The organism is Corynebacterium suicordis DSM 45110 (assembly GCF_015351405.1).
Taxonomy (GTDB): domain Bacteria; phylum Actinomycetota; class Actinomycetes; order Mycobacteriales; family Mycobacteriaceae; genus Corynebacterium; species Corynebacterium suicordis.
On sequence record NZ_JADKMY010000001.1, the window covers coordinates 1,141,291 to 1,159,772 of the forward strand.

At 60.4% G+C, this 18,482-nt stretch carries 16 protein-coding genes and 5 tRNA genes; 13 read left to right on the forward strand and 8 right to left on the reverse strand.

Annotation, left to right across the window (positions count from 1 at the left end):
* Positions 1-38 precede the first annotated feature (38 nt).
* The 3 genes from IRY30_RS05305 to dxs all read left to right on the forward strand — a co-directional run bounded on the left by IRY30_RS05305 (position 39) and on the right by dxs (position 4,127).
* The gene (locus IRY30_RS05305; protein ID WP_374708542.1) at positions 39-665 is read left to right on the forward strand and encodes a DUF3159 domain-containing protein; all 627 of its coding nucleotides are present in this window, start codon (positions 39-41) and stop codon (positions 663-665) included.
* On the forward strand, positions 662-1,948 hold the full coding sequence (locus IRY30_RS05310; RefSeq protein WP_194556296.1) for a class I SAM-dependent RNA methyltransferase: 1,287 nt from the start codon (positions 662-664) through the stop codon (positions 1,946-1,948). The genes IRY30_RS05305 and IRY30_RS05310 overlap by 4 nt, the downstream gene beginning before the upstream one ends.
* Before the next feature lie 280 nt (positions 1,949-2,228).
* Positions 2,229-4,127 carry a 1-deoxy-D-xylulose-5-phosphate synthase gene (dxs, locus tag IRY30_RS05315; protein ID WP_194556297.1) on the forward strand — a complete coding sequence of 633 codons (1,899 nt, stop codon included), beginning with the start codon at positions 2,229-2,231 and terminating at the stop codon, positions 4,125-4,127.
* Between the two features lie 35 nt (positions 4,128-4,162).
* Here dxs and IRY30_RS05320 read toward each other — a convergent pair whose 3' ends face one another.
* Complete coding sequence (locus IRY30_RS05320) at positions 4,163-5,425, reverse strand: ribonuclease D (protein ID WP_194556298.1); 1,263 nt, start codon at positions 5,423-5,425, stop codon at positions 4,163-4,165.
* A 38-nt stretch (positions 5,426-5,463) separates the two neighbouring features.
* A complete protein-coding gene (locus tag IRY30_RS05325; protein WP_309825013.1) occupies positions 5,464-6,093 on the reverse strand; it encodes a DUF3000 domain-containing protein in 630 nt (209 codons plus the stop codon).
* A 78-nt stretch (positions 6,094-6,171) separates the two neighbouring features.
* On the opposite strand from IRY30_RS05325, the gene hemE reads away from it, so the two are divergent.
* From hemE to hemQ, 3 genes are all read left to right on the forward strand, one after another.
* A complete protein-coding gene (gene hemE, locus IRY30_RS05330) occupies positions 6,172-7,359 on the forward strand; it encodes a uroporphyrinogen decarboxylase (RefSeq protein WP_194556299.1) in 1,188 nt (395 codons plus the stop codon).
* A complete protein-coding gene (hemG, locus tag IRY30_RS05335; RefSeq protein WP_194556300.1) occupies positions 7,356-8,798 on the forward strand; it encodes a protoporphyrinogen oxidase in 1,443 nt (480 codons plus the stop codon). The genes hemE and hemG overlap by 4 nt, the downstream gene beginning before the upstream one ends.
* Positions 8,799-8,875: 77 nt before the next feature.
* Positions 8,876-9,595, forward strand: a complete 720-nt coding sequence (hemQ, locus tag IRY30_RS05340; RefSeq protein ID WP_194556301.1) for a hydrogen peroxide-dependent heme synthase — start codon at positions 8,876-8,878, stop codon at positions 9,593-9,595.
* A gap of 126 nt (positions 9,596-9,721) precedes the next feature.
* Here hemQ and msrB read toward each other — a convergent pair whose 3' ends face one another.
* The 6 genes from msrB to IRY30_RS05370 form a co-directional block, all read right to left on the reverse strand.
* Positions 9,722-10,135, reverse strand: a complete 414-nt coding sequence (gene msrB, locus IRY30_RS05345) for a peptide-methionine (R)-S-oxide reductase MsrB (protein ID WP_194556586.1) — start codon at positions 10,133-10,135, stop codon at positions 9,722-9,724.
* A gap of 28 nt (positions 10,136-10,163) precedes the next feature.
* Positions 10,164-11,510 carry a glycosyltransferase family 87 protein gene (locus tag IRY30_RS05350; protein ID WP_228502595.1) on the reverse strand — a complete coding sequence of 449 codons (1,347 nt, stop codon included), beginning with the start codon at positions 11,508-11,510 and terminating at the stop codon, positions 10,164-10,166.
* Positions 11,511-11,623: 113 nt separating this feature from the next.
* Positions 11,624-11,695 (reverse strand) — tRNA-Cys (locus IRY30_RS05355).
* Between the two features lie 68 nt (positions 11,696-11,763).
* Positions 11,764-11,836: transfer RNA gene (locus IRY30_RS05360), tRNA-Gly, on the reverse strand.
* Positions 11,837-11,889: 53 nt separating this feature from the next.
* Positions 11,890-11,961, reverse strand: a tRNA-Val gene (locus tag IRY30_RS05365).
* A 34-nt stretch (positions 11,962-11,995) separates the two neighbouring features.
* Positions 11,996-12,068: transfer RNA gene (locus tag IRY30_RS05370), tRNA-Gly, on the reverse strand.
* Positions 12,069-12,359: 291 nt separating this feature from the next.
* Here IRY30_RS05370 and IRY30_RS05375 point away from each other — a divergent pair.
* The 7 genes from IRY30_RS05375 (at position 12,360) to IRY30_RS05405 (ending at position 18,482) form a co-directional block, all read left to right on the forward strand.
* Positions 12,360-12,434, forward strand: a tRNA-Val gene (locus IRY30_RS05375).
* 312 nt (positions 12,435-12,746) lie between these two features.
* Positions 12,747-13,364: a copper resistance CopC family protein gene (locus tag IRY30_RS05380; protein ID WP_194556302.1), complete on the forward strand. Its 618-nt coding sequence runs from the start codon at positions 12,747-12,749 to the stop codon at positions 13,362-13,364.
* Between the two features lie 26 nt (positions 13,365-13,390).
* Positions 13,391-13,732: a hypothetical protein gene (locus IRY30_RS05385; protein ID WP_194556303.1), complete on the forward strand. Its 342-nt coding sequence runs from the start codon at positions 13,391-13,393 to the stop codon at positions 13,730-13,732.
* Positions 13,733-13,815: 83 nt separating this feature from the next.
* On the forward strand, positions 13,816-14,463 hold the full coding sequence (locus IRY30_RS05390) for a copper chaperone PCu(A)C (protein ID WP_194556304.1): 648 nt from the start codon (positions 13,816-13,818) through the stop codon (positions 14,461-14,463).
* A gap of 58 nt (positions 14,464-14,521) precedes the next feature.
* Complete coding sequence (locus IRY30_RS05395) at positions 14,522-15,772, forward strand: Dyp-type peroxidase (RefSeq protein WP_194556305.1); 1,251 nt, start codon at positions 14,522-14,524, stop codon at positions 15,770-15,772.
* Positions 15,773-15,844: 72 nt separating this feature from the next.
* Positions 15,845-17,929 (forward strand): threonine--tRNA ligase, encoded by a 2,085-nt coding sequence (gene thrS / locus IRY30_RS05400; RefSeq protein ID WP_194556306.1) that lies wholly within the window; start codon positions 15,845-15,847, stop codon positions 17,927-17,929.
* Positions 17,930-17,945: 16 nt separating this feature from the next.
* Positions 17,946-18,482, forward strand: a complete 537-nt coding sequence (locus tag IRY30_RS05405; RefSeq protein ID WP_410374641.1) for an HIT family protein — start codon at positions 17,946-17,948, stop codon at positions 18,480-18,482.

The following is an 18,482-nucleotide window of genomic DNA, read 5'->3' on the forward strand; positions in this document are numbered from 1 at the left end:
AATTTGGAGTTGCACCGAGCACTGAGGTGGACCCGCCAGTGACCAATGAGCCACTGGATCCGAAGAAGCCGGAAACGCTCTTGGAACAAATGGGCGGGCTCACCGGTCTGGTGGCCACCACATTGCCGGTTCTGGTGTTGGTGCCCATCAACAGCAACTTCGGTTTGCAGCCTGCGCTCATCGCGGCTTTGGCCGTGGCAGCGTTGGTTTTTGTGTGGCGCTTGGTGCGTAAGGAAAGCCTACAGCCGGCGATCTCCGGATTCATTGGGGTGCTGTTTTGCGCCGGAATCGCCTGGTTCTCGGGTGATGCCAAGGGGTATTTCGTCTACGGCATCTGGTACTCGCTGGTGGCGGGCATCCTGTTTGCCGTTTCCATTCTGGTGCGATGGCCGCTGGTCGGGGTGATCTGGCGTGGCATCAACGGGGAAGACCAACGATGGCGCACAAATCGGGCCGCGGTGAAGGCGTTTAGCATCGCCACGGCAGCATGGGCCTTAGTATTCTTTGCCCGCTTTGCGGTGCAGCAGTGGCTGTTCATGAAGGACGCCACAGATGCCCTGGGCTATACGCGCATCGCAATGGGCTGGCCATTAACCATCCTGGTGGTTTTGGTGACAGTGTGGGCAGTTCGAAAAGCGAATAAAGCAGAGGGTGTAAAAGCATGAGTGAACGCACAGAACCAGCCAACGAGATCGTGACCGTGGACGTGGATAACCCGGCCCATGGTGGCAGTGTGATCGCCCGCATGGATGGTCAGGTGGTTTTCCTGAGCGGCGGTTTGCCCGGGGAAAAGGACGTCACCGTGGCTTTGGATCCTGCCAAGGGATCCAACTCCAAGAAGAGTTTCCGCACTGGTACGGCAACACACATCGGTAAGCCATCACCACACCGGGTTGAGGGGCAGTGCGCTGCCGCCAGCCTCGGTGGGGGATGCTGCGACCTGGACTTTGTGGATGCCCAGGGTAGCTTGGAGTTCAAGCGCGATGTGGTGCTGGATCAGCTGCGCAGGATCGGCAAGATCGAGCTGGATGAGGCAGTGATCAGCACTGAGAGCTTGACTCCCTCCCTGGGATGGCGAACCCGTGCACGCCTCGGCGTGGATGAGGAAGGCCGCGCGGGCGTGCGCAAGAAGAACAGTCACGAGGTCATCCCGTTGTCCGCTGCGACGTGCGCTCAGTGGGCTGCAGGCCTGGTAGCTGGGTTGGAAGAGGAGACTTTCCCGGCCGGAGCTGAGATCGCCGTAGCACTCGGTGAGCAGGCAGGCGGAAAGATCGATGGCGAGGGTGCACAGCGCAGCGTGGTGCAGCTGACTGGCTCTCGTCAGCGCCCGCAGCGCAAGGTCATCGGCGGGCTGAAGAACGTGACCCACCACGTGAAGATGGGTGACAAAGAGATCGCATGGGATCTTCCCGCCGATGCATTCTGGCAGGGGCACCGCGCTGCACCGGAATTTTATAGCCAGTGGCTGCGCCAGAATATCCCTGCTGATCTTGGCCTGGGCTGGGATCTCTACGGTGGTGCCGGAGTGTTCGCCGCCGCCCTGGCCGACCGGGTGGGTGCAATGGATACTGTCGATACCGGTTCGCTGAGCACAGATGCTGGCAAGGAAGCACTGGCTGCAGCCGGAATTGAGAACGTTCGATTCCTCTCCGGTGAGGTTTCCAAGAGCCTGGACGCGCTGCGCACCAACGATGAAGAAAACCATGGTTTGCACGTGGTTGTCCTTGATCCGCCTCGCACGGGTGCAGGGGCAAAAGTGGTGGAAAGGATCGCGGAATTCGGCCCACGCTATGTAGCCCACGTGGGTTGCGATCCCGCTACGGCATCTAGAGACCTCGCCGCGTGGATTCAGTCTGGTTATGAAATCAAGCAGCTGACCATAGTCGATGCGTTCCCACTGACCCACCACGTGGAGATGCTGGTGCTGTTGCAGCGAGTGGGCGAGTAGGGAAGCGCTTTCGCTGGAGAAATTCAGTGCTGTGCAGCAGATGCAATCTGTTAGCCCATTTTGCGGGCCAGTTGACCACCGTCCCTGGGTTGGCGCACTAGACTGAAACGAAGGCATTGCGACAACCGGCCTGCCACGGCCAGTTGTCAGACCGCGTCTTTACGAGCGGTGACAGTCCTGAGAGGTGACCCCTCCCAGAGCTGTGAAACAAACCATGTGGCTGCCTGACAGGTCAGCTGCATGTGGAAGTACACGAACGGATGGAGACGAGCCAAACCGCATGGGTATTCTCGAAAAGATTTCCTCGCCCGCAGATCTCAAGGCGCTCGATGAAAAGCAGCTGACTGATCTTGCTGGTGAAATTCGCCAATTCCTTGTGGAGAAGGTTTCGGCTGTGGGTGGGCACTTGGGTCCTAACTTGGGCGTCGTGGAGCTCACCATAGCCATGCACCGCGTGTTTGACTCCCCGACAGATCCGCTGATCTTTGACACTGGCCACCAGGCGTACGTGCACAAGATCCTCACGGGCCGCCGCGAATTGTTCGATACCCTGCGCCAGCAAGACGGTCTCTCCGGTTACCCGGATCGAGCAGAGTCTCCCCACGACTGGACGGAATCCTCCCACGCTTCTGCTTCGCTGTCCTACGCGGATGGCCTGGCGAAGGCCTTTGAACTCGGTGGCCAGGTTCATCGCCATGTGGTTGCTCTGGTGGGCGATGGCGCCCTGACCGGTGGCATGTGTTGGGAGGCCCTCAACAACATCGCCACCTCCAAGAAGCGCAGCGTGATCGTGGTGGTGAACGATAACGGCCGTTCCTATTCACCAACCATCGGCGGTTTCGCGGAGAACCTGGCAGCCCTGCGTTTGCAGCCGGCCTATGACAAGGTCATGGACTCCGGGAAGAATGCGCTCGGCCACATGGGGTGGGTCGGGGATCGCATGTTCCAGGTCATGCACGGTTTGAAGGAGGGCGTGAAGCACACCGTCATTCCACACGAGATGTTCTCCGAGCTGGGCATCAAGTACATCGGCCCAGTAGATGGCCATGATCTGCAGCAGGTGGAGAACGCCCTGCGCTATGCCAAGGATTACGGTGGGCCGGTCATCGTGCACACCATGACCCAGAAGGGCAAGGGCTTTACCCCGGCTGAGAACAACATTGCGGATCAGATGCACGCCACCGGTGTGATTGATCCCATCACTGGCGAGCCGCTCAAGACCTCCAAGCCTGGATGGACCAAGGTGTTCTCCCAGCACCTCATCGAATCTGCTGAGCAGCGCGAGGATATCGTCGCCATCACTGCTGCGATGGCCGGCCCGACTGGCCTTGCCGAATTCGCCGAGAAGTTCCCCGACCGCACGTTTGACGTGGGCATTGCTGAGCAGCATGCCATGACGTCCGCTGCGGGCCTAGCCCTGGGTGGGTTGCACCCCGTGGTAGCCATCTACTCCACCTTCCTGAACCGCGCTTTTGATCAGCTGCTCATGGACGTGGCCCTGCTCAAGCTGGGCGTGACCGTGGTGTTGGATCGCGCTGGCGTGACTGGACCCGATGGCGCCTCGCACAACGGCATGTGGGATCTCTCCCTGACCACCATTATCCCGGGCATTTTCGTGTCCGCCCCTCGCGATGGCGCGCGCCTGACCGAGGCCTTGGATCGTTGCCTGGCGATCAGCGATGCCCCCTCCGTGATCCGTTTCCCCAAGGGCAGCGTGCCAGCCAACGTGGATGCTGTGCGTTCGGAGGCAGATTTTGATGTCCTCTTTGAATCCGACGCCGCCCTCCAGTCCTCCGCCTCTGCGCCAAAGGTGACGCTGGTGACTTTCGGCAGCTTGTCCGCTCAGGCGCTCGCCGCTGCGCGCGCCCTCGAGGCCGATGGGCTCCGCGTGAGTGTCATTGATCCTCACTGGGTAGTGCCCGTGCGTGAATCTGTGCTGGATGAATTGCGCGATGCGGATCTCATCATCACCGTGGAGGATAACGGCGTCCATGGCGGAGCCGGTGCAGTGTTGCAGACATCCCTCAACGCTGCGGATATCTCCGTTCCCGTGCGTAACATCGGCATCCGCCAAGAGTTCTTGGCGCATGCCGAGCGCCCGCAGGTGCTCGAGCTCATGGGCTTGGATGAGGATTCCGTGGTGCAGCGGGTCCAAGACTGGGCCGCCGCGCTGCGCTAGGAATAACCCCGCGCTAGCTCACCGCGCAAAATCCGCTAGCCCATAGCGACAATCACGGCACCGAGGCAGCGATTGTTGATGAGTTCTCGCTGCCACTCGCGTGATCCGTGGCTGACAAGGGTCTCGCCCAGGGTTGTCTCAAAAGATCCGATGGGATCGTCTTTATCCGGCTTCACCCGGCTCAATTCCCACGCTGCGGGGCGCAGGTGACGCATAACGGCGAGCGCATCAGAAGATAACTCCAGCTCTTCCGCCAAATCTTTCACCGCGGAATCTAGCGCAGAGAGAGCGCGGTGCGCCCGCGGGTATTCCTCTTCCCACACGCGGTGATCTGGCATGGACTTTCTATTCGGCGCGATGGGTTGTGGCAGCTGATCCTGCTCAAGCGCCACAGCTTCGCGGACCGCGGTGCGGGCAACGTCCACCAGTGGAGCGGGCATGCGCACCCGGCGGAGCTGGTGTTCTGCGCTGCGGGGATGCGAGGCGAGTGCGAGGATATCTTTGCTGTGAATCGTGCGTTCCAATGGACGGTCATGGGCTTGCGCCCAGCCCAGGCGAACCTCAGCCAGCGCTCGAACCACGGCCAGCGAACGTGGATTTCGAACCGATTGCGCACCTTTGACCGCTCTCCATTCCGGAACCCGCAGTGGCTCGGCCTGGTTCAACACGGCTGCGCAGTCCTGGAGATACCACTCGTAACGGCCTGCTTGGTGCAACAAAGGAACAACTTCGTCCAAGAGCTCCAGCAGCAGCTCCACGTCAAGAGCCGCATAGCTCAGGAGCGCTGGAGTCAGCGGACGGGCGGACCAATCCTCCCGGCCTTTGTCCTTGTCGATTGTCGTATCGAGGAATTCCTCCAGCATGCGCAGCAATCCCGGCTGACCCATGCCCAAGAGTCGGCCAGCGATCTGGGTATCGTGCAACTGGGTTGGTCGCCAACCCAGCGTGGTCAGTGCGGGTAGATCGGTGTGTGCCGCGTGCAGAATCCACGGGGCGCTGTTCATCACCTGTCCCAGCTCATCCAGCGCGGCGTGCACATCCGCCGAATCTGGCCCAACCGAACCAGAGCTCGAACCAAAGCGCGAACCAGCCCCCGCAGGATCGATCAGCAGTGTGCCCACACCCTCGCGGCGCAGTTGGATGAGAAACGCCCGCTCATCAAAGCGAAACGCGGAAGCGCGCTCCGTGTCCACCGCGATCGGCCCATGTCCATTGGCCAATTTCTCCGCGCCCGAGGCGATGAGAGAGGCGGAGTCTAGGAGGGGAGGGAGGCCTTCGCGCGGGGCTGAAAGGTGCACGGGGAGAGTCGCTGTTGGCGTCGAAGAAAAAGGGGAAGTTAACCCGCAGATTGGGTGATGGAGCCGATGCTGGTCACGCCTTCGGGGGGAAGCCCGGCGACGTTGGCCAGCACGCGGGAAAATGCCTTGACGTGGCCGGATAGGTCAGATCCGGTGGCAGTCCAGGAGGCGCGCATTTCGATTTGGAAGGCGCGGGGAGGGCCACCGATTTCTCCATAACGCACGGATGCGGTGGAGGTGACAGTGCCTCCGAGGTTGCTGAAGGGGCTTTCCGGGGAGTCAAGTTCCTCGGTGAGCCAGTCCCAGGCTACGTCGGGGAGGAGGGGATCGGCGGCCAGGGAGGCGTCCATATCCGCCTGGATGTAGGCGACCATTCGCATCTTCGCGCCGTCCCACTCCTCGTCGCTGGAAGGGTCATGCAGCAGGATCAACCGGCCGAAGGCGTCGCCGCCGTGATCCAGGGAGTACTCCGGGATCTGATCGGACTCGGGATCCAGCTCTGGGTGGAGCACCTCAAGGCCCACCGCGTGGCTCAACGGGGCGAGGTTGCGGGGTGGGCGGATATCACTGATGCTGATGCCCGGACGCACGGCGGCGTGGGACATGGAGTGCACGGCTTCGTCGAAGTACTGCGGGACTTCTCGGGACTGATTTGTACCTTGGCTCACAAGGTCTCAACCTACCGTTGAGGGTTAAAACGGTGGGATAGGCGCGCCGAGAAAAACGCAGCTGGCATAATGTCATCCATGACGCTATCTGACAACGCACAGCGCCCAGCGAGCTCTGTTTCCAGCTTCACCTCCGCAGATTTCTTCCCTGTAGAGGCAGAAGCTGCGTCCCAGAAACGACGAGCCAGCGCCGAGGCGCCATTGCTGGCAGCAGCGCGGGGCGATAAGCCCTCCCGCCGGCCCGTGTGGATGATGCGCCAGGCCGGACGCTCCCTGCCGGAGTACCGGGAGCTGCGCAAGGACGTGGCTATGCTTGACGCTTGCTTCAAAGACGACCTGCTTGCCGAAATCACCCTGCAGCCTGTCCGCCGACACGATGCAGACGCCGCCATTCTCTTCAGCGATATCGTGGTGCCACTGAAGGCAGCGGGTATCGACTTGGACATCGTGCCTGGTCGTGGACCCGTGGTGGCCAACCCGGTCCGCACGCTGGAGGCTGTGCGAGAGATGCCAGAGCTGCACCGCGAGCAGTTGGCACCGATCGCCCAGGGAATCAGCCACGTGCTGGAGGAGTTGCGCGATGATCAGGTGCTCATCGGCTTCGCGGGTGCTCCCTTCACGGTGGCTTCCTATCTGGTGGAGGGCGGGCCGTCCAAGAACCATGAAGTGACCAAATCCCTCATGTATTCCGAGCCCGAAACGTGGCATGCCCTCATGCGCGCGCTCACCCCGACCATCGTGCGCTTCCTGCAGACACAGCTGGAAGCCGGAGTGGATGCCATCCAGCTCTTCGATTCCTGGGCCGGTTACCTCACCGCCCGCGACTACCGCGAATTCGTAGCGCCGTACTCCGCCGCGATCTTTGATGCGGTGCGCCCCTACGGCGTGCCGATGATCCACTTTGGTGTGGGCACCGGAGAACTGCTGGGTGATATGGCCGTGGCCGGCCCAGACGTGATGGGTGTGGATTGGCGCGTGCCGATGGATTCCGCTGCCGCCCGCATCCGCGCCGCGCTGGATCACCACCGCCCGCAGGCCGCTCCAGCGGACAAGATCACCGCGCTGCAGGGCAACTTGGATCCCGCAGTTCTCTTTGCGGGTGACGCGATGATCAAGAAGGAAGTCCGCCGTATTGCCGCAGAAGCTGATAGCGCCATCGATCGCGGGCTGGCCAAGGGGCACATCTTCAATCTCGGCCACGGCGTGTTGCCCAACACCGACCCAGATTCCATCACCCGAGCCTTCGAGGAAGTGCATCTGTCATGAGCTCAGCCCTGAACCGCAACCCCGTGCGCATAGCCATCGTGGGAGGTGGCATAGCAGGGCTAAGTGCTGCATGGCAGGCACGTCAGGACTTTGGCGAGGCAGCCGAGATCCACGTCTTGGAGGCAGCCGATCGCCTCGGCGGCAAGCTGCACACCGTGGACTTTGAAACCGGACCCGTGGACATGGGTGCGGAGGCCTTCTTGGGTTTGCGTCAGGACTTCGTTGATTTCGTGCACGAACTGGGAATGAGCGAGGAGCTCCGCACTCCAGCCACAGATAAACCCTCCGCGCTGTGGGTAGGAGACCAGTTGGTCGATATCCCCAAGCGCACCTTCATGGGCATCCCCGCGCGCGGCGCCGATGTGCAGGCCGTGGTGGGCGAAAAGGTCGCCTCTTTGATCGACGCCGAAATCACCACCCCACCCGTGGAGTGGACCCCGGGACAAGATATCTCGGTGGGGGAGCTGGTGGAATCTCGTTTCGGAAAAGACGTGGTGGATCTGCTGGTGACACCCATGCTCAGTGGCGTGTATTCCACCGATGCGCATGGCTTGGGGGTGCGAGCCACCATGCCGCAGCTGGCCGAAGAGCTGGATGAGCGCGGTGCGAACAGCGGACATTTCCACCTCAGTGAAGTGATCTCCGCGATGCTGAAAAAGCGGGAGGAAAGCTCCGAAACCCAGAATAAGAACACCCAGCGCCCGCCGGTGTTCCGCAGCCTCGCCCAAGGTTACGGCAGCCTCGTGGAGGCCCTGGTTGCCCAGTCTGGCGCGGAGATTCACCTGACTACGGAAGTCTCCGGGATCAGCCGGGAGGCCCATGCGTGGCAGGTGGATCCGCTCGGCGAGGTAGACGCGCTCATCCTCGCGGTGCCTGCCCCGATCGCCGCTGGACTGCTCGGCGGTTCCGCACCGCGCGTCGCCGAAGCGCTCCGCAGCATCGAACTAGCCAGTTCTGTGGTGGTGGGTATGCGGTTTGCGTCGGACGAAGGAACTCCGGAACGCTCCGGTGTACTTATCGGCACGCAGGCATCCACCGATGCGAAGGCATTCACGTTCTCCTCCAAGAAATGGCCACATCTTGCTGAACGAGGTGGGGCGTTGCTGCGCGCCAGCTTTGGCACAGCGGGGGATACGAGCTACCTGCAGGCGGAAGATAGCACCCTGGTGGAGCTGGCCTTGCGAGATCTGCAAACCATTACCGGGAGTGAGCTGCTCCCGGAGGAGACTTACGTGCAGCGCTGGTGGGGCGGCATCCCACGATATGGGGTGGGGCACATGAAGACTGTGCACGAGGTGGAAACTGCCGTGCGTAGCGTTCCCGGGCTGGGAGTAGCCGGAGCCATGCTCAACGGGGTAGGAGTGCCCGCTGCGGCGGCCACGGGACGTGCAGCGGTGCGCAAGATCCGCGCGGATCTCACCCTCATGCCCCCTAGATAGGTGAGAAGGAATCCGAAAAGAGTAATTTGGAAAACGGATACGTTGCCAACAATGGCTGAAAGGCTGTGCGTTTAACCATGACCGAACAGAACACCGAACAGATTGAAAAGCTGAACTCCGTAGTCCGCTACGCGATGTACTCCGTTTTCAAGGTTGAGCAGGGATTCTTGGAGGATAACCGCGAGGAGATCGCCGCGGAGTTCCAGGAGTTCTTGGATTCCTTTGCGGATCAGGATCTCGAGATCCGCGGGGTCTACGATCTCGGCGGGCTGCGCGCGGAAGCAGACATCATGTTCTGGTGGCACGCGGAAAAGATGGAAGATCTGCAGGAGGCATACCGTCGCTTCCTTCGAGAGACCACCTTGGGTCAGAACTGCGAGCCAGTCTGGTCCAACGCCGGTCTGCACCGTCCTTCCGAGTTCAACCGCTCTCACCTGCCATCGTTCATCATGGGCGAGGAGCCTGAGAAGTGGATCTGCGTCTACCCATTCGTGCGCAGTTACGACTGGTACGTGCTGGAGCCTGCCGAACGCTCCAAGATGCTCCGTGATCACGGCATGCAAGCAATTGACTTCAAGGACGTGCGCGCCAACACCATCTCCGCCTTCGCTCTGGGAGATTACGAGTGGCTGCTCGCGTTCGAGGCACCTGAGCTGGATCGCATCGTGCAGCTGATGCACAAGATGCGCTACACCGAGGCACGCCTGCACGTGCGCGAAGAGGTTCCGTTCTTCACTGGCCGTCGCATCAACGGTTCTGCCGAAGATGTGCAGAACTTCGTGAAGTCCCTGGCTTAGGCATTCCGGTGGCCTCAGCGCTAGCTGAAGGCTAGGGCACATCGATAGAGAAAGGGCACTCCGTGAACCGGAGTGCCCTTTCTGCGTGTCTCATGCAGAGCTATGTCCAGCGCTGCGCGCTAGCGGCTATTCCGCTGGCTTCAAGGTGAGGCTGATGCTGTTGATGCAGTAGCGCTGGTCAGTGGGGGTGTCATAACCCTCGCCCTCGAACACATGACCCAGGTGGCTATGGCACGTGGCACACAGCACTTCCACGCGAGGCATGCCCAGGGAGAGATCCTTGCGGGTGATCACGGCGTCGATATTTGCCGGATCGAAGAAGCTTGGCCAGCCGCAGTGAGAATGGAACTTCTCGGTGGAGCGGAAAAGCTCGGTTCCGCAGGCCCGGCAGGCGTACACGCCTTCGGTCTCGGTATCCGTGTACTCGCCCTTGAAGGGGGCTTCAGTACCGGCCTCGCGCAACACGCGGTACTCGTCAGGATTGAGCCGCTCGCGCCATTGCTCGTTGGTGAGGGAGCGGAAGTCTTCCATTGGCTTCATCATTGGTTCTTGGTCGAATTCGTTGTCTTTAGCCATGCGCATTCTCCAATTCTTGGGTGTGGGCTACTTCCCGTTCTACGCCAATGTGTGCGCGTGTACCGAAAAGCCCGCCTGTCTTCACATCTCCTAACAGGGGAAGGCCGCGTCTTATTTCCATGATGGTCCACACCACCACGGTGGTGGCGATGGCCACGATGAGGGCCGACCACCCGGCTGTGGCGCGGAGGTTCTCAAATGCGCGCCCTGCGGTGTGGAAACGGTCAGAGTGCCAGTCATCGCTGCTGAGGCAGAGGTAGACACCAATCCAGGCGATGGGATTGTGCATCACCGAGCGATAGCGCACCACCGTGAGGATCATGGGAATGAGCATCATGGAGTAATACATCTGCCCCAGGGAGCTCAGGAGGAACACGCCGGTTAGCAGCACGCCCGTGGTGGTGGTCGCCCACATCACGGGATCGCGGTCCCGCCAGCGCATGAGCAGCACCAGGGAAACGATCACCAGAACCGCGAACAGCAGCTGCCAGAACATCACCAGCGAGGTGGGAAGGCCGAAATAGGCGCCCACCCCGGAGATCGAGGAATTCGCGTAATCCCGGACCTCGCCCAGGTAAGGCACCAGCTTGTCCAAGTAGTCACCCGGAGCTTTCATCAACGGCCACGCAGCCACGTTGAAGAGCACGGGCACCACAATGCCGGTTGCCACCGTGGCCAGCTTGCGCTGCACCAAAGGGAGGAACAGCAGGGGAGCGAATTGCGGCTTCACGGTGATGGCCAAGCCCAGGAGAAGACCCGCACCCACTTGCCCCAGCACACCGGGGTGCCTGAGCAGCAAGTACAAGAAGCCGGCCAGGGCCAGCAGCAGCATGCCGTTGATATTGGAGAACAGAAGAGTGTTCTTCACGCTCTCGGTGAGGAAGACCGCGACGATGAGCGTGGGGAACAGCCCATTCTTGAGCGAAAACCCGAACAGGCGGGTCAATAGTGCCAAGGCCAGTACAATCGCCACACCGCTGAGCGCAATGAAAATGATCCGGCCCAGGTCAATTCCCGGGAGGATGGTCAATGGGCTCAACAACAGCGTGCCACCAGGGGAGTACAGGTAATGCGGATCTACCGTGGAGTAATCCTCCGAATACACGGGCACTCCAGCGCGGAACCTCTCCAGCGCCTGCCACACGGTCGTGAAATCATCCGTCACATGGTAATTATGCGGTTCCAGGAAAACCTTGTGCGCGAAACTAAAGATCGCCAGCGGCCACATGACCAGGTTCAGGATGAGGGAGATCCTGGCGGGGGAGGCGGGGTGCTGCGAAACAGCGGTCGCCAGGCCCGGGCGTGGGGTCTCAATAGAGGGATTGTGCGCATTCATCATTGCAAACCTTAAACCGTGCTGAGGAGAACCGGGGGACTCACACGCGCAAAACTCCTGAGGCACGAAAAAACGCCCACGCTGCATAAATGCTACGTGGGCGCTGATGATCTTCGAGGTGGAAACGGGAATCGAACCCGTGTTGACGGTTTTGCAGACCGTTGCCTAAGCCACTCAGCCATTCCACCGTGTTTTCAAAACGGGGCGTAGTAACCGCCTCGACGATTCACCGTACAGCAAACTGTTGTGAATCTTGAGCGGATGACGAGACTCGAACTCGCGACCCTCACCTTGGCAAGGTGATGCGCTACCAACTGCGCTACATCCGCATATCCATATACATTCCGAAACTACCCGAGATGAGCAGAACCGGTATGGATCGTGCGCGATACTGGGATCGAACCAGTGACCTCTTCCGTGTCAGGGAAGCGCTCTCCCGCTGAGCTAAACGCGCGGGTACATTTCATCGATTGGCCCGGTGAAATGAGAGCGGATGACGAGACTCGAACTCGCGACCCTCACCTTGGCAAGGTGATGCGCTACCAACTGCGCTACATCCGCATGCATCTCAAACACGTTGTGTCTGTGGTGCGAGATAAAACCCTAGCCGGTGCCGAGTAGATTTAACAAATCTGCAGGTGAGCAGGAGATTCCCCTGTCGATTCTGGGCCTTGTGTAACCGGTGAATCACAGCCGTGTGATTCCTCTTCTTTCTTTTTCGACGCCACCAATACCGCCCCCGAACTGGCGTTTTATGTAGTGGTGAGAAACAGTGCTAGATTTCTAGGAGTTCGCGCGGAGCTACTCCAGCCCGAATTGAAAGATTGTCTGATTTTCGGACTGTCTGACCCTGGTCCTATAGCTCAGTGGGAGAGCGTTCCGTTCACACCGGAAAGGTCACTGGTTCAATCCCAGTTAGGACCACCAACGAAAAACCACAGAAACCCCGTTGCACTCACATGCGCAGCGGGGTTTTTGCGTACCCAGAACAAGCTGAGAATTCCGCACGCCCCATCTTTTGCAGTAGCCCGTTCGTTTGCTGCAGCCGCAGTGATCGGTACAGCCCGCCAGATACTGCCGCCCGCTACTTGGTGTGAACCAACCGCGTATGTGATTCTTGAGGGCGTGAGAAAGTTCACATGTGCAGCAACTTGGGGAACTTTCACTTGCGGCTGAACGACTACTTATTGGATCGTCTTCGTGACGGTCACTCTTTAGTTCATTGAAAGGACTACATCTATGTTTCCTCGCGCGCGCGGAATTTCCACCCACACCCTGCGTTCATCCGCAGTGGCTCTGGCACTCTCCGCTGGAGTAGCCGGTGGGGCACTGATGGCTCCCGCTGCCATGGCGCATGATGCAGTCCTGAACTCCAACCCAAGCAATGGTGCGACCATCTCGGAGCTTCCAGAGCAGATCACCATGGAATTTTCTGGCCAGCCGCAAGGCGATTTCAATACCGTGGCACTTTCCCGCGGTGGGGAAGTCCTCTTTGATGAGAAGCCGGAAGTCACAGATCGCGACTTGAGCGTGGATGTTCCCGATTCCGTGGAAGCCACCCCAGGCGAGTACACGGTGGGCTATCAGATCACCTCTTCTGACGGCCATGCCACTCGTGGCAGCTTCAACTTCACCGTGTCTGGCGAAAATTCCGCCGCTGCGTCTTCCGAGACGGCCGGGTCCTCCGAGACTCAGGCCAGCTCGGAAACTAAGGCTCCAGAAGAAAACACCAACGAACAGGGGGAGCAATCCAGCTCAGTGCCTAACTGGTTGCTTCCACTGGGGGGTATCGTCGTGATTGTTGGTGCGCTCGCAATGGCGATCGCACGTTTCCGCAATCTCAAGTCTGACGATTAAGACCCCGCTTCACATAGGAGAATCCCGTGAAAAACGCTCGTCTCGCCGGTGCCGCTGCCGTTGCTCTCACCGCTGCCCTGACTCTTTCTGCATGCCTTCCTCCGCACCAGAACGATTCCGATCAGCCGTTTGAGAACAACCAAACCGGACTGAGCACCCCAGTGCTGGACGACGGCACGGGCGAAACCACCGGTTCTTCCGCTGCGCACGAAACAGCTGGCGAAACTGCGGAACCCACCGCAGCGACTACTGCTGACCCAGCCGCGGGTGCAACCGCGACTGAGACCGGCGTGACGGATGCTCCTACCGGTGACACCGTGAATGGTGCCACCACCTCCGGCTTGGGCACTGGCACTACAGTCCACTAGTTTCCCGCTTCTCAGTAGCACGAATGCCCTTGGTTTTCCCCAATGGCATGACTTCTGAGAGCTTAAAAGTAAGAAGGATCGCGATGAAGCGCATGTCCCGTCTCTCCACCCGCACCGCTCTGGCCGCTGTTGCAGCTGGCTCTTTGGCTCTCGCAGCCTGCAGCCCTGCAAACCAAAACGATAGCGACCAGTCCGTCTCTGATCAGGCCACCTCGGGAGCCTCCAGTGTGGCGTCGGAAGCAAAGGAAACGGCCACCAATAACGGTGAGTCCGCCCTGACCTTCGAAGATGCCTACGTGACCGCAAAGCCTGCGGACAAGGAAATGACGGGCGTGTTCGGCACGCTGAAGAACTCCAGCGAGGAGGACATCCACATCACCGAGGTGGAGGGATCCTTGAGCGGCATGTACCAGCTGCACGTGGTGGATAACGGCGAGATGAAGGAGTCCCCCGAGGGCTTCACCATCAAGGCTGGGCAGAGCCTGGAACTGCAGCCGGGCCACGAGCACATCATGATCATGGACAACCACGATGAGATCGCCGCTGGCGATGACGTGACCCTAACCCTCAAGGACGAGCAGGGCAAGACCTACGAGCTCAAGGACGTGCCCGTGCGCGTGCAGCAGTCCACCCACGAGCACTACTCGGATGGGACCACCGGGGATTCCGGCAAGGGTGAAGGCGAGTACTCCGAGCATTCCGAGCATTCCGAGCACGGAGCTTCCCACTAATTCCCCGATAACTGTTCGGGGAAAACCACTGCAAGACAGAAAAGGCTAGGCGAGTTTCATGGCACGCCGAAACATCAGCCGTCGCGGGTTCTTTGCCGGGGCCGGGCTGACGAGCGCTACGGCAGTTATTGCCTCGTGCGCGAAATCCGAAGAACCGCAGGCGGGAAGCCCGCGCGGGGATCAGAACGGCACGTCGCCGCAGGAAGTTTCCGCAGGCAGAGCCACGGATCAGACCGTCATTGCATTCGACGGCCCTCACCAAGCGGGAATTGCCACGGCCCCACAGACTCACGCGTTACTGGTTGCCTACCGGGTGGGTGGGCAGCGGCGTGATCGGAAGGGGTTGGGCCGGATCATGAAGATCTGGACGAACGACGCCCGCTCTCTCACCCAGGGGCACAAGCCACTGGCAGACCTGGAATCAGAGCTCGCAGCTGATCCCCGTAACCTCACCATCACGGTGGGGTGGGGTCCGCAGCTCATCGTGGATGCCGGCCTGAAGGACAAGACTCCTCAGTGGGTCATGAAAAACCGGGACGGGCTGCCTGCATTTCCGGGGGACAAACTGGATCCGAAGTTCTCCGGCGGGGATCTGATCCTGCAGATCTGTGGCGATGACCTCACCGCGGTGAGTCACGCGGCGCGCGTGCTCACCCGTTCCGTGCGAGATTTTGCCCAACCCATCTGGACCCAACGTGGGTTCATCGATTCCCCGACGGGGGAGACACCGCGCAATCTGCTGGGCTTCAAGGACGGCACGGCTATTCCTCGATCGGAAGAGGATTACCAGAAGAACATCTGGGATGAACAGGGCGGATCGGCCATGGTGGTGCGCCGAGTGGTCTATGACATGCCCGGCTGGGAAGCGCTGGACCGCAGCAGCAGGGAAGTGGTGTTCGGCAGAACCATTGACTCCGGCGCGCCGCTGGGTAAGTCAGAAGAATTCGACGATGTGGACCTGAACGCGGTGGGCGAGGATGGGCTCCCGCTCATCGATGCCCATTCTCACGTGGGCATCACCGCGGGTGAGGGCGTGGCCATGCGCAGGCGTGCCTACAACTGGGATGGGGAGATCACGGAGCTGGGAAGCACCGGGTTGATCTTCATCTGCTTCCAGGCGGATCCGGATACCGCCTTTACTCCGCTGCAGAAGCGCTTGGCGGAGAACGACCGCCTGAACCAATGGACCACGCACGTGGGCTCGGCGTTGTTCTGGTGTCCGGATGGCACTGGCAGCACGGAAGGAAATGGTGGAAATGGCGCCACGGGCGAGGGTGCCTACTGGGGAGAAAATCTCCTCGAGGGGTAGACTCTTGCAAGTTAATGATTGTCACCCGGTATGTGACCGTCAATGAAAGCTTGAAGGAGCCCCTTTCTCATCATGAGTACCCTCGATTCCGCCCCGAACACCCCGGCATCACCCGTCCACGTCGCACCCGTGACGTTCACCGTTCCTGCTGGGGAGACCGCCGGCTCCGCAATGCGCCCGCTGGAGCTGCCCAACAAGGGTCCACAGGCGATCGTGGTGGTCAAGGACTCCACCGGTCAGCTGCGCGATCTCTCGTGGGCTCCGGAAGCAGATGAGGAAGTCACCGCCATCGCCTCGGACACCGAGGAAGGCCGCGCGGTCATCCGCCACTCCGCAGCGCACGTGTTGGCGCAGGCCGTGCAGAAGGAATTCCCAGGCACCAAGCTGGGCATCGGCCCAGCCATCGAAAACGGCTTCTACTACGACTTTGATGTCGCAGAACCCTTCACCCCGGAAGATCTGAAGAAGATCGAAAAGGCGATGAAGAAGATCATCAAGTCCGGACAGAAGTTCGAGCGCAAGGCATATTCTTCCGTGGACGAAGCCCTGGCGGAATACACCGATGAGCCATTCAAGACCGAGCTCATTGCGGACAAGGGCAACGTCGACCCCAATTCTGACGAAGCCACCGAAGTGGGCGCCGGAGAGCTGACCTGTTACTGCAACGTCAACCCCCGCTCCGGTGACGTGGAATGGTACGACCTCTGCCGCGGCCCGCACGTGCCCACCACCCGCTACATTCCGGCCTTCGCCATCACCCGCTCTTCCGCGGCATACTGGCGCGGCAACCAGGACAACGCGGGTCTGCAGCGCGTATACGGAACCGCGTGGGAATCCAAGGAAGCGCTGGATGAATACCAGACCATGCTCGCCGAAGCCGAGAAGCGCGATCACCGCCGCCTGGGCAATGAGCTGGATCTGTTCTCCTTCCCGGATGACCTGGGCTCCGGCCTGCCGGTCTTCCACCCTGCGGGCGGAATCATCCGCAATGAGATGGAAGAGCACTCCCGCCGCCGCCACATCGCGGGTGGCTACTCCTTCGTCAACACCCCGCACATCACGCGTCAGGACCTCTACGAGCGCTCCGGCCACCTGGGCTTTTACAAGGATGGCATGTTCCCTCCCATGATCGTGGATGCGGAATACGACGAAAACGGGCAAGAGACCAAGCCGGGCCAGGAGTATTACCTCAAGCCCATGAACTGCCCGATGCACAACCTGATCTTCGATTCCCGTGGCCGTTCCTACCGCGAACTGCCATTGCGCTTGTTCGAGTTCGGCACCGTGTACCGCTATGAAAAGTCCGGTGTGATCCAGGGCCTCACCCGCGCCCGCGGATTCACCCAGGATGACGCGCACATCTACTGCACCGAAGATCAGCTGGAGCAGGAGCTGACCACCTGCCTGGAGTTCGTGCTCTCCCTGTTGCGTGACTACGGTCTGGAGGATTTCTACCTGGAACTTTCCACCCGGGATCCAAAAAAGTCCGTGGGTTCCGATGAAGTGTGGGAGCGCTCCACGGAGATCCTCTCCCGCGTGGCCACCAAGTCCGGCCTGGAGCTGGTGCCGGATCCAGAAGGGGCTGCCTTCTACGGACCGAAGATTTCCGTGCAGGCTCGCGATGCCATCGGCCGTACCTGGCAGATGTCCACTGTGCAGCTGGACTTCAACATGCCGGAGCGCTTCAACCTGGAGTACACCGCGCAGGACGGCACCAAGAAGCAGCCGATCATGATTCACCGCGCGCTGTTCGGTTCCATCGAGCGTTTCTTCGGCGTGCTGCTGGAGCACTACGCAGGTGCGTTCCCCGTGTGGCTGGCTCCGCATCAGGTGGTGGGCATTCCGGTGGCAGATGATTTCAACCAGTACCTGGATGACTTCACCGCCGAGCTGCGCACGCGAGGCATCCGCGCCGAGGTTGATACCTCCGATGACCGCATGCAGAAGAAGATCCGCAACCACACCACGGGCAAGGTTCCGTTCATGGTTCTCGTGGGTGGCCGCGACGTGGAAGGCAACGCCGTGAGTTTCCGTTTCCTCGACGGCACCCAAGTCAACGGTGTGCCCAAGGATCGCGCGGTGGAGATCATCAGCGTGTGGATCTCTTCCCGTCGCAATGTGCAGCCGAGCGAAGCCTCGGTCGCCGAGCTGGTTTAAGGGATAAAAGGGGATTGTGGTGGATTCTTACGAGGATCACGGCGTGAGCGGAAACACGAGTTCGGAGCAGGCCCTCGAGCGGCTCTGGGCTCCGTACCGCTCGGCATATTTGACCACCACGGAAAAGTCCGCGGATCCGTTTCTCACTTTGCCTGAGAAATCCGATGAGGACGCCCTGATCGTGGCTCGCGGTACCACCATGTACTGCGTTCTCAACCTGTTTCCCTATAACCCCGGCCACATGATGGTGGTGCCTTTCCGCCAGGTCGCCGATTACACCGAGCTCACGGATGAAGAGACCGCCGAGTTGGCCGCGATGACCAAGCAGGCCATTCGGGTGCTGCGCTCCGTTTCTTCTCCCGACGCCATCAATATCGGGCTCAACCTCGGCAAGGCTTCCGGGGGAAGCGTCTCCGATCATCTCCATCAGCACATCGTGCCTCGGTGGACTGGAGATGCTAACTTCATGACGGTAATTGCTGGAACCAAAGTACTGCCACAGACCTTGCGTGAAACGCGCCAGTTGTTGGCCGACGCGTGGCGAGAGGAGTAG

What these genes read in the sequence shown, in the direction of transcription:
- thrS (WP_194556306.1), top strand. Translation starts at nt 15,845, where the DNA reads ATGAGTACCCTCGATTCCGCCCCGAACACCCCGGCATCACCCGTCCAC.
- hemQ (WP_194556301.1), top strand. Translation starts at nt 8,876, where the DNA reads ATGACCGAACAGAACACCGAACAGATTGAAAAGCTGAACTCCGTAGTC.
- IRY30_RS05395 (WP_194556305.1), top strand. Translation starts at nt 14,522, where the DNA reads ATGGCACGCCGAAACATCAGCCGTCGCGGGTTCTTTGCCGGGGCCGGG.
- dxs (WP_194556297.1), top strand. Translation starts at nt 2,229, where the DNA reads ATGGGTATTCTCGAAAAGATTTCCTCGCCCGCAGATCTCAAGGCGCTC.
- hemG (WP_194556300.1), top strand. Translation starts at nt 7,356, where the DNA reads ATGAGCTCAGCCCTGAACCGCAACCCCGTGCGCATAGCCATCGTGGGA.
- hemE (WP_194556299.1), top strand. Translation starts at nt 6,172, where the DNA reads ATGACGCTATCTGACAACGCACAGCGCCCAGCGAGCTCTGTTTCCAGC.
- IRY30_RS05350 (WP_228502595.1), bottom strand. Translation starts at nt 11,510, where the DNA reads ATGATGAATGCGCACAATCCCTCTATTGAGACCCCACGCCCGGGCCTG.
- msrB (WP_194556586.1), bottom strand. Translation starts at nt 10,135, where the DNA reads ATGAAGCCAATGGAAGACTTCCGCTCCCTCACCAACGAGCAATGGCGC.
- IRY30_RS05390 (WP_194556304.1), top strand. Translation starts at nt 13,816, where the DNA reads ATGAAGCGCATGTCCCGTCTCTCCACCCGCACCGCTCTGGCCGCTGTT.
- IRY30_RS05380 (WP_194556302.1), top strand. Translation starts at nt 12,747, where the DNA reads ATGTTTCCTCGCGCGCGCGGAATTTCCACCCACACCCTGCGTTCATCC.
- IRY30_RS05310 (WP_194556296.1), top strand. Translation starts at nt 662, where the DNA reads ATGAGTGAACGCACAGAACCAGCCAACGAGATCGTGACCGTGGACGTG.